General features: G+C 33.5%; 15 protein-coding genes. 9 read left to right on the top strand and 6 right to left on the bottom strand.

The window, feature by feature from the left end; translation table 11 throughout:
• Nucleotides 1–3: 3 nt before the first annotated feature.
• The 5 genes from C8N41_RS14895 to C8N41_RS14875 all read right to left on the bottom strand — a co-directional run bounded on the left by C8N41_RS14895 (nucleotide 4) and on the right by C8N41_RS14875 (nucleotide 4,498).
• Entirely contained in the window at nucleotides 4–525 is a 522-nt protein-coding gene (locus C8N41_RS14895; RefSeq protein ID WP_115839864.1) for a DUF4136 domain-containing protein, read from the bottom strand.
• 29 nt (nucleotides 526–554) lie between these two features.
• Complete coding sequence (locus C8N41_RS14890) at nucleotides 555–1,541, bottom strand: T9SS type A sorting domain-containing protein (protein ID WP_170137139.1); 987 nt, start codon at nucleotides 1,539–1,541, stop codon at nucleotides 555–557.
• Nucleotides 1,542–1,581: 40 nt separating this feature from the next.
• Nucleotides 1,582–2,295, bottom strand: coding sequence for an ion transporter (locus C8N41_RS14885; RefSeq protein ID WP_115839862.1), 714 nt, complete (start codon nucleotides 2,293–2,295; stop codon nucleotides 1,582–1,584).
• An 18-nt stretch (nucleotides 2,296–2,313) separates the two neighbouring features.
• Entirely contained in the window at nucleotides 2,314–3,312 is a 999-nt protein-coding gene (gene obgE, locus C8N41_RS14880) for a GTPase ObgE (protein WP_092446755.1), read from the bottom strand.
• 76 nt (nucleotides 3,313–3,388) lie between these two features.
• Nucleotides 3,389–4,498 carry an adenylate kinase gene (locus tag C8N41_RS14875; protein WP_092446754.1) on the bottom strand — a complete coding sequence of 370 codons (1,110 nt, stop codon included), beginning with the start codon at nucleotides 4,496–4,498 and terminating at the stop codon, nucleotides 3,389–3,391.
• A 168-nt stretch (nucleotides 4,499–4,666) separates the two neighbouring features.
• Here C8N41_RS14875 and C8N41_RS14870 point away from each other — a divergent pair, with 168 nt between their 5' ends.
• The 9 genes from C8N41_RS14870 to C8N41_RS14830 all read left to right on the top strand — a co-directional run bounded on the left by C8N41_RS14870 (nucleotide 4,667) and on the right by C8N41_RS14830 (nucleotide 12,551).
• Nucleotides 4,667–5,821, top strand: coding sequence for a 5-(carboxyamino)imidazole ribonucleotide synthase (locus tag C8N41_RS14870; RefSeq protein WP_115839861.1), 1,155 nt, complete (start codon nucleotides 4,667–4,669; stop codon nucleotides 5,819–5,821).
• A 2-nt stretch (nucleotides 5,822–5,823) separates the two neighbouring features.
• Complete coding sequence (gene purE, locus C8N41_RS14865; RefSeq protein WP_092446752.1) at nucleotides 5,824–6,303, top strand: 5-(carboxyamino)imidazole ribonucleotide mutase; 480 nt, start codon at nucleotides 5,824–5,826, stop codon at nucleotides 6,301–6,303.
• Between the two features lie 169 nt (nucleotides 6,304–6,472).
• Complete coding sequence (locus C8N41_RS14860) at nucleotides 6,473–8,503, top strand: M3 family metallopeptidase (protein ID WP_115839860.1); 2,031 nt, start codon at nucleotides 6,473–6,475, stop codon at nucleotides 8,501–8,503.
• A gap of 27 nt (nucleotides 8,504–8,530) precedes the next feature.
• Entirely contained in the window at nucleotides 8,531–9,313 is a 783-nt protein-coding gene (locus C8N41_RS14855; protein ID WP_249033287.1) for a hypothetical protein, read from the top strand.
• Nucleotides 9,314–9,360: 47 nt separating this feature from the next.
• On the top strand, nucleotides 9,361–9,864 hold the full coding sequence (locus tag C8N41_RS14850) for a GbsR/MarR family transcriptional regulator (RefSeq protein ID WP_092446750.1): 504 nt from the start codon (nucleotides 9,361–9,363) through the stop codon (nucleotides 9,862–9,864).
• A 64-nt stretch (nucleotides 9,865–9,928) separates the two neighbouring features.
• Nucleotides 9,929–10,750 (top strand): DCC1-like thiol-disulfide oxidoreductase family protein, encoded by an 822-nt coding sequence (locus C8N41_RS14845; protein WP_115839859.1) that lies wholly within the window; start codon nucleotides 9,929–9,931, stop codon nucleotides 10,748–10,750.
• Nucleotide 10,751: 1 nt separating this feature from the next.
• Nucleotides 10,752–11,645 (top strand): TIGR01777 family oxidoreductase, encoded by an 894-nt coding sequence (locus tag C8N41_RS14840; protein ID WP_092446748.1) that lies wholly within the window; start codon nucleotides 10,752–10,754, stop codon nucleotides 11,643–11,645.
• Nucleotides 11,646–11,700: 55 nt separating this feature from the next.
• Complete coding sequence (locus tag C8N41_RS14835; protein ID WP_092446747.1) at nucleotides 11,701–12,258, top strand: sigma-70 family RNA polymerase sigma factor; 558 nt, start codon at nucleotides 11,701–11,703, stop codon at nucleotides 12,256–12,258.
• 26 nt (nucleotides 12,259–12,284) lie between these two features.
• On the top strand, nucleotides 12,285–12,551 hold the full coding sequence (locus C8N41_RS14830; RefSeq protein ID WP_092446746.1) for a hypothetical protein: 267 nt from the start codon (nucleotides 12,285–12,287) through the stop codon (nucleotides 12,549–12,551).
• Here C8N41_RS14830 and C8N41_RS14825 read toward each other — a convergent pair.
• Entirely contained in the window at nucleotides 12,528–13,364 is an 837-nt protein-coding gene (locus C8N41_RS14825) for a UbiA prenyltransferase family protein (protein ID WP_115839858.1), read from the bottom strand. The genes C8N41_RS14830 and C8N41_RS14825 overlap by 24 nt on opposite strands.
• Between the last annotated feature and the right edge of the window lie 121 nt (nucleotides 13,365–13,485).

Raw genomic sequence — 13,485 nt, 5'->3', positions numbered from 1 at the left:
AAATTATTCTGATGTTGGCGGATAGCTTGAAAACATTTTTTCTACCAAAGAATGAAATCGTTCTTCTCGCTTTTTAGGAGTGTCATTATCACTGTAATTACTCTCACTGATAGCTTGCCAAAACATGCCTGTTTTAGTATCGTCTACAAACTCAATAGTTAATTCTCTTGTATTTTTCTGACCATCAATTGGTAGGCCTACTGATAAACCTCCTCCAACATTACGGCCAGAACCACCCACACCAATACCAACATTGCTATTTGTTCGGTTTTGAATATCCTGACTAAAAATATCAATAAAAAAATCTGGATGTTCAGATCGTGTTAAACCCATCGATTCTAGTTTTGCGTCCATGACTCTAATTAAGCGTTTGGTATCTAATTGAGATAAACCCGTTTTCATATCACCAAAATAATTGTAACTTTTGTAGTGATTAAAGTCAGTAGATTTCTCGTAATCGTAGTGAACTACAGCACCACAAGACGTTAAAAGAAACGTTAGAAATAAGAATTTTAAAGCTTTCATCTTTTTAATTTAAAGATAGTAAAATCCCTTTATTCCTTTATCACAACTTTTGTTAAACTCCCTGTCGTGGTTGTAATTTCAATCATATACATCCCAGGTTGGAAATTTGTAAAATCGATTTTCTTTTCAGTAGTTTCAAATACTTTTTTACCCAAACTCGAATACAGCTTCACATTTATTAATTGATGTGTATTAATGTCATCTATAAATAATGTTCCAGAGACTGGATTTGGGTGCAGTTTAAATTCAGCTATTTCATTTTGTTGAAGTGACAAATTGTTGCAAACTAACTGTACTTCAGACCTTGTATTGCAGCCCAAGGCATTATCTAGAATAGTAATGGCATTATTAGCTATTAAAGTACAGACCAAATCATTTTCACATACCGAAAGTTGAGTATTGTTAATGATTTCAGCAGAGGTAAAACTATTGAATTGTGCTGTGTTTAACCTTGAAATATCCGTTAAATTAGCATGTTCACCAATATATAGAAAAGGACTTTGAACTAGTCCGCCAATAATATTGAGATTCTCGTTTAAACCATTTAAATCTGTTAACGCATCGTTATTCTCTAAAATGAGTGTTACAACCTCGCCAATTGGTTCTGATCCTTCTAATGACGTTAAGTTTTCCATATCTCTAATTAGAAATACCACAGGTAGATTAACCGTAAAGTTATTTAAGAATTCTATATGCTGAAGTAAGGGATTGTCATCAATTACGATAAAGGCATCTTCGTCGCTTAAACCAGTTATTGTTAAGGCTTCCAAACCTTGTAAGCTAGTAAGTGCTGTCTCATTAATAAGAAGACTTCCTACGGAGTTTATTTGAGATAGTGAGGATACATCGGTAATATCACTCCCTTGGATTAATAAAAAGCCCTCTATGGTATCGCAATTGGGATATTCTAAACTAAAATTATTGACTTCGGCCTGACTGAAAAATAGAACATCTTCTCCCGGACATTGTCCAAAACCAATAAAACTAAAAACCAGTGCCATTAATACAAAATACATTCTCATCATACAGAATTTAGGATTATACTAAAAAATCATACTATTTTTTATCTTCAGTGGGCTCTACTGCCTTTGTTAAAGATGATGAAATAATCCCTGTCGGAATAGCCACAATCCCTAAGCCAATTAACAACATGAAAAACGTAAAAATACGACCACCTACGGTAACCGGATAAACATCACCATAACCTACAGTAGTTAAAGTTACGATGGACCACCAAAGACTAGAAAAAATAGAAGAAAAATGTTCTGGTTGCGCTTCGTTTTCAAAATAATAAATACCAACTGCTGCAAAATAAATAAGCATGATGGTAATAATCATAAAGAGAATGATCTGTTCTTTCGCCAATTTCATAGCATTCGCAAAGTGACGTATGGCTTTATTGTACCGTACCAATTTAAATAGTCGGAACAGTCGAAACATTCTAAGTAATCTCAGCGATCTTAAATCAATTCCGAAAGCGAGGTAAAACGGTAAAATGGCTAAGAAATCGATAATCCCGAAAAAGCTGAAGATAAATTTCAGTTTACGATCAGCCACATAAATACGCGCTAAATACTCAAACGTAAAAATAATAACACAAAAGGCTTCTATAGCGTTGAGAACAACTCTAGTTTGAGGTTTTAAATCTGGTAAAGTTTCAATTGAAAATGTAATGAATGAAACAATAATTAAAAACTGAATAAAATAAGCAAAACGTTTACTTTGTATAGTGTCGTTTAACTCAACCAGATTTTTAAGATATGATTTCATTTTAATGCGTTCTAAACATTAATCATTTAACATCTTCCAAAGTTTATCTTTTAATTCGGTAAGGCCTTGCTGCGCCACAGAAGAGATAAAAAGATACTCTGACTTTAAGTCTTTATCGAGAATAGTTGCTATTTCAGATTTTAACTCATCGTCTAACATATCTGACTTAGAGACACAAATTAGACGTTCCTTATCTAGCATTTCTGGATTATAACGTCGTAATTCGTCTTCTAAAATTTCGTATTGCTCAACGATATCTTTGGCATCAGCCGGAATTAAAAATAAGAGTATAGAGTTACGTTCAATATGTCTTAAAAAGTAATAACCTAAACCTTTTCCTTCTGCTGCACCTTCAATAATACCAGGAATATCTGCCATTACAAACGATTGGAAATCGCGATATTCTACAATACCTAAATTTGGCTTTAATGTAGTAAACTCATAATCTGCAATTTTAGGTTTTGCAGAGGTTAATACAGACAATAATGTAGATTTACCAGCATTAGGAAAGCCTACCAAGCCAACGTCTGCTAAGATTTTAAGTTCTAACGTAATATCCTTTTCTTCAAGAGGCATTCCTGGCTGTGCGTAACGTGGAGTTTGATTTACAGAACTTTTAAAATGCCAGTTACCGCGACCTCCCATACCGCCTTCTACAACAATTTTTTCCTCACCATCTTCTGTGATTTCAAAAAGAACGGCATCTGTTTCAGAGTCTCTAACTACAGTTCCTAAAGGTACATCGATGTAAATATCTTCACCATCAGCTCCTGTGCTTCGCCCCGAACTTCCGTGTGCACCATGACCCGCTTTAAAGTGACGTTTAAACTTTAAGTGAATTAGCGTCCAAAGGTTAGAGTTTCCACGCAAAATAATATGACCTCCACGACCACCATCTCCTCCATCTGGACCACCTTTTTGTATATATTTTTCGCGATGTAAATGCGCAGAACCTTTTCCTCCGTTACCAGAAGAAACATGCATTTTTACGTAGTCAACAAAATTTCCTTCAGTCATGCTTACTTTCCGTAGATACGGAAACTTTTTTAATTAATTAAAACAATAGATTCCTGCTCTTAGCAAGAATGATAGTTTACAGTTTATCTATCACTGTGCTTAAACGCACTGTAATTTCTTCAATACTACCAACACCATCCACACCAAAATATTTATTTTGATTTGCGTAGTAATCCTTTAATATTGCTGTTTTTTTATAGTATTGTTTTATACGGTTTCTAATTATATCTTCATCCGAATCATCGGTTCTACCACTCGTTTTTCCGCGCTCTAACAAACGTCCTACCAGCACTTCATCATCGACTTCTAATGCAACCATAGCATCAATTTGAGAATCCTTTGCTTCCATTAATTCATCTAAGGCTTTAGCTTGTTCGTTGGTTCTTGGAAAACCATCGAAGATAAAACCGTTAGCTCCAGCGTTTTTCTCCACTTCTTTATTCAACATATCAATAGTCACCTGATCTGGCACTAATTCTCCTTTATCCATATAGGATTTAGCTAACATTCCTAATGCGGTTTCGTTTTTAATATTAAATCTAAAAACGTCACCTGTAGAGATGTGAATTAAATCGTATTTTTCTTTTAGAAAATTAGCTTGAGTTCCCTTACCTGCACCTGGAGGGCCAAATAGCACTATGTTTGTCATATGTTGTGTGGTTTTTAATTGATATACATCTGGTAAGTCTCTTCCTAAGCCGTCATAATCTAAGCCATAACCCACAATAAACTTGTTAGGAATCTCCATACCGACGTAATGAAGTTTAAAATCTTTGTTATAAGCTTCAGGTTTATAAAACAATGTTGCAATAATTAATTGTTTTACATTTTCGTTTTCAAAAATGCGGTGCACTTCTTCTAAAGTGTTACCTGAATCTATAATATCTTCTAAAATAACAACCGTTCTTCCTGTTAAATCTTGGGTTAAACCAATTAAACGTTGAATATCTTCCGTAGACTTTACTCCTTCATAAGAAGCTAGTTTAATAAAAGTTACCTCACAAGGTTTGGGATATTTTTTCACAAAGTCGCTCACTAACATAAATGAGCCGTTTAAAATTCCTATAAAAACAGGCACTTCATCACCCAAATCGTCAGCAATACCATCTACCATCTTTTGGACAGCAGCATCTATTTCTTGTTCAGAGATAAAAGGTTTAAAGTATAAATCGTGAAGCTTAATCACTTTCTTTTTATTTTAGAAATGCAAAGATACATATTTGATTGCTGTTTCAGGGATTTTTGATTTACGAATTTAGAAGTATGTGTCATTTTTAGCGTATTTTTGCTATTGAAAAGCAGATATTTAATCTTAAAAAGTTTCCCTTAAACTTGGGAATAATATAAAAAATTGATGAACTATTTCTCTTCCAATTTTAAACTCGGAATTTTAGGTGGTGGCCAACTTGGTAAAATGATGTTGTATGACACCAGAAAATTTGATATTTACACATGTGTAATCGACCCTAGTCCAGAAGCACCATCGCGCTTAGCTTGCGATGAATTTACAACAGGTGATTTGTTAGATTACGATACCGTTGTCAACTTCGGAAAACACCTAGACGTTTTAACTTTTGAAATTGAAAACGTTAATGTAGACGCCTTAGAAACACTAGAAAAACAAGGAGTTAAAGTCTTTCCTTCGTCAAAAACATTACGAACAATTCAGAATAAAGGCACTCAAAAATTATTTTATCGTGATCATGGGATTCCGACAGCAGATTTTTCAAGATTTGCCTATACCTCTGAGATTGATGACGCCATAAATCATGGAGGCTTAAATTACCCTTTTGTGTGGAAAAGCGCACGTTTTGGATACGATGGTACTGGAGTGAAAGTGGTAAGAAGCATTTCAGATTTGAAGGATTTACCAAATGTAGAATGTATTACTGAACAATTAATTCCTTTTAAAAATGAATTGGCTGTCATTGTTGCGCGTAATGCACAAGGCGATGTGAAGACTTATCCTGTTGTCGAAATGGAATTTCATCCAGAAGCCAACCAGGTAGAATATGTTATTTGTCCTGCAAGGATTCCTGAAGAGATTGCCAAAAAAGCAGAATCAGTCGCCTTGAAAGTAGCTTCTGAATTTAAACATGTTGGTTTATTAGCTGTTGAAATGTTTCAAACTGAAAACGATGACATTTTAGTTAATGAAGTGGCTCCAAGACCACATAACTCTGGACACTACAGCATTGAGGCTAGTTATACATCTCAATTTGAGCAACAGATTAGATGTATTCTTGGTTTACCTTTAGGTGATACCGCGAGTAAAGTTGCTGGAGTTATGGTGAATTTGGTTGGTGCAGAAAATCACACCGGAAATGTAGTGTATAAAAACATTGAAAACATCTTAGCTATGGATGGAGTTACACCGCACATTTACGGTAAGAAACAAACCAGGCCATTCAGAAAAATGGGTCATGTTACAATAGTCAATAAAGATTTAAATACAGCGAGAACCATAGCAGAACAAGTAAAACAAACAATCGAAGTAATTAGCGAATAAAAATGAGTAAAGTAGCCATTATAATGGGAAGCACTAGCGACATGCCAGTAATGCAAGACGCTATTGATATCTTAAACGGATTTGACATAGATATTGAAGTCGATATCGTTTCAGCACACAGAACACCAGAAAAGCTATATGAGTTTAGTAAAAACGCTCACCTTAGAGGCATTAAAGTTATCGTTGCAGGCGCAGGTGGAGCAGCACATTTACCAGGTATGGTAGCTTCAATGTCTCCTTTACCAGTAATTGGAGTGCCTGTAAAAAGCAGTAATTCTATTGATGGTTGGGATTCTGTATTGTCTATTCTTCAGATGCCAGGAGGTGTTCCTGTAGCAACTGTAGCACTTAATGGTGCAAAAAACGCTGGAATTTTAGCTGCACAGATTATAGGCAGTTCAGACCAATGTGTTTTAGACAAGATAATGGTTTATAAAGAAGGCTTAAAAGCGAAGGTTATTGATGCTTCAAAAAGCTTATAAAAAAAGCCTCAATTTACATCAAGGCCTCTCTTTGCTATTAATCAATTCTTTATAGTCATATGTATCACTAAAAAGATGTTGCAAAAATACAAATTACTCCTATATTCATTCTCTTAATTTTTAGTTAAAAATCAGATTATCAATTATTTGATAAAAAAAATAATATATAATGACAATTCTTAATCATTCTTTCAATACTCCATATAAAACAGCACCTTTTTCTAAAATAAAAACAGAAGATTATCTATCGGCTTTTAATATTGCTATAGAAAAAGCTAAAGCTGAAATTGATGCCATTGCTTCAAATGAAGAAGCTCCTAATTTTGAAAACACCATAGCAGCTTTAGATTATTCAGGTGAAGAATTAGATCGTATATCTAGTATTTTCTTTAATCTAAATTCGGCTGAAACCAATGACGAGATTCAGAAAATTGCTCAAGAGGTGTCCCCTTTACTTTCTGAATTTAGTAATGATATCACATTAAATGAAGCTTTATTTAAACGTGTAAAAGCGGTTTATAATGCAAAATCGAGTTTAGACTTAACTACAGAACAAAACACACTACTCGATAAAAAATACAAAGGCTTTTCTCGAAATGGTGCCAATTTACCAGAAGATAAAAAAGAAAAACTACGTGCTATTGACAAAGAGTTAAGTCAGTTAAAATTAAAATTTGGTGAACATATTTTAGCAGAAACCAATAGATTTGAAATGCATCTTACCGACGAAGCCGAGGTCTCAGGTTTACCAGAAGGAGCCAAAGAAGCAGCTAAACAACTAGCCGAAAGCAAAGACAAAGACGGTTGGTTAATCACCTTAGATTACCCAAGCTATATTCCGTTTATGACTTATGCAGATCATAGAGCATTAAGAGAAAAACTCTCTAAGGCCTTTGGCAGAAAAGGGTTCCAAAACGATGAATTAGACAACCAAAATATAGTTCTTAAAATAGCGCAATTGCGTTTTGAACGTGCACAACTTTTAGGCTATAAAACACACGCACACTTTGTATTAGAAGAGCGTATGGCAGAAACACCAGAAAAAGTAACCTCGTTTTTAAATGAACTATTAGAAAAGGCTAAGCCAGCCGCTAAGGACGAATTTAAAGAACTAGAAGATTTTGCAAAAGATTTGGATGGTATTGACCAGCTTCAAAAATGGGATTCTGGCTATTACTCAGAAAAGTTGAAACAAAAATTATTTGACTTGGATGACGAGCAATTGAAACCTTATTTTAAGTTAGAAAATGTGGTTAATGGAGCGTTTACTGTGGCCAATAAATTATTTGGTTTACAATTTGAAGAAATTAATACTATTGATAAATATCACGAAGACGTTTTAACGTATAAAGTTACTGATAACGAAGGAGAATTAGTTTCCATTTTCTATGCTGACTTTTTCCCAAGAGCAGGCAAAAGAAATGGTGCTTGGATGACCTCTTTTAAACCACAGATGATAAAAGATGGGGTTAATGAAAGACCACATGTATCTATCGTTTGTAATTTTACTAAGCCAACTAAGAGTAAACCATCATTATTAACTTTTAATGAAGTTACCACCTTGTTTCATGAGTTTGGGCATGCGCTTCATGGTATGCTCGCCAACACAACATACCCTAGTATTTCTGGAACTAGTGTTTATTGGGATTTTGTAGAATTACCAAGTCAGGTGTTAGAAAATTGGTGCTACGAAAAAGAAGCTTTAGAATTATTTGCAACCCATTACGAAACGGGTGAAGTGATACCGATGGAACTCATTGAAAAAATAAAAGCGTCAGCTACATTTCATGAAGGGATGCAAACATTGCGTCAATTGAGTTTTGGATTACTAGATATGTCTTGGCATGGTATAGATCCTTCAAACATCAACAATGTTAAATCTCATGAAGTAGAAGCCTTTGGGGATACAAACTTATATCCTGACGTTGCAGAAAACTGTATGAGCACATCGTTTTCTCATATTTTTCAAGGAGGATATTCTTCTGGCTATTACAGTTACAAATGGGCCGAAGTTTTAGATGCTGATGCTTTTGAATACTTTAAAGAAGAAGGTATTTTTAATAAAACGGTTGCCGATAAATTTAAAACCTATGTCCTATCTCAAGGAGGTACTGAAAACCCAATGATATTGTACCAAAAATTTAGAGGACAAGAACCAAAGCCTGAAGCTTTATTGAGACGTGCAGGTTTATTAAAATAAAACTTAAAGTTTAAGCGTTCACTGTTTATGAAAGTATTAAAACTTTTTAGACATGTCGCGATCATTATAGTGTTAACAGCAATCACGCAAATTGGCGGAATCATCTGGCTACTTGCTATGATTATTTCACATAAAATAAAAAAGGGAAAGCGCATTGTTTTCCCTTTACTTTATCTGCTATTTAATATTGTTATAATCCCTCCTATAGCCTCCTTTTTTGGAAGAGAAAAACTACCTTGGTTTAATGACCATTTAAAACCTCGAAACTGGTTTTATCCTTTAGCCTTTCGTAATTATGTTAATTCAGAATTAAAAGTTCAGCTAGAAGATGCTGCTTATGCTTTATCGGTTTCAGATATTACAATTACCTATTTAGACGGAAATTTTCCTTTTCTTAATGGTTTTCCTTTATTACCACATCTTAGTCATAATGACGGAAAGAAAATCGATATCTCCTTAATGTATTTAGATCCTCAAGGAAAATCTACAAACAAAAAACCTTCGACTTCTGGCTATGGTGTATTTGCCCATTCGGATAAAAATTATAGTACAAATTCATGTTTACAGAAAGGGTACTGGCAGTACGATTTCACCAAACACCTCACTTTTGGAACTTTAAATAATCTGCAACTTGATAAGGGTAAAACGGCTATATTGATTAAACAATTACTTTCTAGTCCTTCAGCACACAAACTATTTATAGAACCCCATCTTAAGCATTCCCTTGGCTTAAGTCATAGATCGAAAATACGCTTTCACGGTTGTAAAGCGGTTCGACATGATGATCATATACATTATCAAACCAAATAAACTTTCAAAGTTTATTGAAAGTTTAAAATTTATCATATATTTGCATTATGGAATATCAAGAAGCAAAAGAAAAATTTATTAGTACTTGGGGAAGTTTAGGGTCACTATGGGGCATAAACAAAGCCATGGCTCAAATACAAGCGTTACTTTTTATTTCCACAAGCCCTTTGTCTATGGAAGATATTATGGATGAGCTTAAAATTTCGCGTGGGAATACCAGTATGAATTTAAGACAACTTATGGATTGGGGAATAGTAACTAAAGTTCTTGTTTCTGGTGAACGAAAAGAATTCTTTACTACAGAAAAAGACGTACAAGAATTAGCACGCACAATAGCCAAAGAACGAAGCCGAAGAGAAATTAGACCTGTTATTAAAGTACTAGACGAAGTATCTGCCATAAAAGATGATGGTTCAGAAAAAGCAAAAGAGTTAATTAAGCAAACGAAGGCACTAAATCAATTAACGCAAGATTTAGACACATTGATGAATAAAATGGTGAATCAGAAACAAAATTGGCTAACAAAGTCTGTTTTAAAACTGATGAAATAGTAATACTATATTTTTTTACAAAATACTTTCAATTTTTTCTGAAAGTTTAAAACAAACAAAAATCATGAAAACTCTACAAAACCAAACTTTACTTTATGACAAAGATTGTCCCTTATGTAATATCTATACAAGTGGATTTATAAAAGTAAAAATGTTAGATAATAACGGCAGAAAAGCGTATTGCGATTTAACCAACGAGGAGCAAAAATTTATAGACTTACAACGTGCCACAAATGAAATTGCGCTAATTGACAACAAAAACAAAACCGTTATTTATGGTATTGATAGCTTACTAAAAGTCCTAGGCAATTCAATGCCATGGGTAGAAAAAATAGGCCATGTAAAACCTATTAAATTCGGATTAAAAAAACTGTACTCATTTATATCTTATAACCGAAAAGTCATAATTCCGAGTAAAGAAGACAAAACACAAACACTACAATGTGTTCCAAATTTTAACTACACGTACAGATACATTTACATTTTATTTGCAACACTAATAGCGAGTCTTGTACTGTTTAAATTCAGCAAACTAATTACACGTATACCTGAGTCTAATTTTATAAGAGAAGCTTTAATTACTATAGGCCAGATTGGGTTTCAAGCTTTATTCATTTCGAAATTAAACTTTGAAAAACAACTCAACTACTTCGGAAACCTTATGACGGTCTCCTTAATGGGAAGTCTTATGTTAATTCCTGTTTTAATAATAGATTCAATGATTCAAATACCTGAATTAGTCCTACTCTTTTGGTTCGGATTCACAGCAGCCATTATGCTATTTGAACATATAAGGCGTATAAAACTTTTAGAGTTACTAAAGCTGTTATCAGCTACTTGGATACTGTATCGTCTACTTATTTTACTTCTAATTTTATTTCTATAACTTGAAAACTATCATCATCGCAGGCGGCTCCGGATTTCTAGGACAGGTTCTAGAATCTTATTATTCTAAAAAACAATACGGCATAAAAATATTAACCAGAAACCCTACAAAAACAAATCATATTTATTGGAATGCAAAGGATTTAGATGATTGGGCGAAAACACTAGAACATACAGATGTGCTTATCAATCTCACTGGTAAATCTGTGGATTGCAGATATACAGAAACCAATAAAAAATTGATACACGACTCTAGAATAGATTCAACGAAAACACTAGGCAGAGCTATAAATCTATGTAAAAATCCACCCAAAACATGGCTCAATATGTCTACTGCTACCATTTATAACGATTCTTACCATAAACAAATGACAGAAGAACACGGAGATATTGGTAATGACTTCTCCATGAATATAGCTAAATCGTGGGAAGCTGCATTTAATCATATCGAAACACCACGAACAAGAAAAATTATTTTAAGAACCTCCATTGTATTAGGAAAAAATGGAGGTGCTTTAATGCCACTAAAACGACTTACCCATCTTGGATTAGGAGGCAAACAATGGCATGGTAAACAAAAAGTAAGTTGGATACATGAAACAGATTTTGCCAGAGCCGTTAACTTCATAATAGAAAATAAACTAAAAGGTATTTATAATATTGTATCGCCAGCGCCAACAACAAATTCTATTTTAATGCAAACCATAAGAAAAGAACTCAAAATAATTATTGCCATACCTCAACCTAAATGGTTAATAGATTTTGGAGCCAAACTAATAGGTACAGAATCCGAATTAGTTTTAAAAAGTAGAAATGTTATTCCTGAAAAATTAATACAAGCAGGTTTTAAGTTTAAATATCAAACAATAGACCGTGCGATAAGTAATCTTCATTAACTAAATTAAATCTCAACTTTTTAACTTATTTTTGGCTCAGCAATGCAATTGAACGATGCCTAAGCATACCATAGACCCTAACAATTGGGTAACTCTTTATTCGGATTACTTATTTAATTACACGATAACCCGTGTAAATAACAGAGAAATTGCTCAAGATTTAATCTCTGAAACTTTTTTGGCTGGTCTAAAATCTATGAAAAATTTTAAAGGTGAGGCTAGCGAACGTACTTGGCTTATTTCAATTTTAAAACGAAAAATTATAGATTATTACCGTAAAATTAATTCTAATAAAGGTAAAGCCGAAGTTAGAATGAATTATAATACGGATACAGATACTGAAGGAGATTGGCTAGAAGAACGAGTTGCAGATAACACGGTTAAAACTGCAGAAGACACGTTGGTAAATTCGGAATTAGGTGACGCTATCTACGATTGTTTAGCTAAGTTACCTGAAAAACAAGCAGATGTTTTTAAGATGAAAACCATTTTAGGTTACGATACAGAAACTATTTGTAAAGAATTAGATATTACTGCGTCTAACCTATGGGTAATTATTCACAGAGCACGAACAGCATTGTCTGAATGCATGGAGGATAATTGGTTTAAATAAATGATATTCCGTTTACAAGGACACTAATGATGAAAAAAAGTTTTTTATTTATAAGCTGTGATGAAGCCAAACATATTTGTGACAAAGCACAATATGATGAAGCGACAACTTGGGAGCAATTTAAGCTACGAATACGTCTTTTTTATTGCAGCATCACTAAAACATACTCTAAAAAGAACACAAAGTTATCAGAAACTATAGAATCCTCTAAAGTGCAATGCTTAGAAGCAGAGGAACGTCACAAACTACAGTCTGTAATAGATAAAGAGTTAACTAAGCAACAACAAAATTAACAGCCATATAATTGGTAAACTCTCCACCCAAAAAGCACTAAAATATTTCGATTGGTTTTTATTTGAATAAAGCAACAACGTTAACGTTATTAACGTCATACTCATGGTTGAAATTACCGATTCTTGATTTGATTTAACTTTAAGTACTTCTAATAATAAAAAGACCATTAAAAGAATAGCTCCAAAAATTTTAGTTTTTACGACACCTATTTTCTGAGGAATAGTTGCCAGTTTTAAACTATCAAAATTAAGATCTCTTATCTCAAAAGGCAACATTAATACAAGCACATAACTAAAGCGTTGAACACTTGTTATGATGACATCGAAGTTGATAGCAATGTCTCCATTTACTATAGGCAGTATTACAGTGGTAAACATCCAAATCAATGCAATAAGATACACTTTTAAACCACTCACTTGCCGTAGATTCTTATGATCATCGAATAAATAACGCTTCGGAACCATAATAGGAATAGCATAAAAAAATGTAATAATCCCAAGTATTCCGATAACAATTAATGTTTCCACGTTAAGCTTCAAAACAAAATAGCACATGGCTACAAAGGCTACAAACGAGAATACCTGTATGGCCTTTAACCAGCTCGCCAAACTACGGTGATGAAACTTTGCCACTCCAAAGTATTTCACAAAATTATATCCTGTTACGGTTGCAAAAAACACAAAGCAAAGCAAAGCGGTATCAAACTCTAAGTTGAGCTCAATTATGGTCACCCATACTAAAGACAAGGCAGCCAAAGCAACATGAATACTACTATTGAGATAAAAGTTAAAGAGGCGTTTAAAAACTTCCATAACACAAAAGTAAGAATTGTGTTAATAACCTCTAATATCGGTTCAAAACTTTAGTTTTCATTAACTAAAAACTTAGGCTAAATCCGTACTTTTGCAGAATTATATAAATTATATTTTTTTA

Origin of the sequence: Winogradskyella sediminis, from assembly GCF_003387355.1 — a bacterium.
Classification (GTDB): Bacteria; Bacteroidota; Bacteroidia; order Flavobacteriales; family Flavobacteriaceae; genus Winogradskyella; species Winogradskyella sediminis.
Note: the sequence above shows the minus strand (reverse complement) of the source record. Positions and strands in the feature narration are given on the sequence as shown.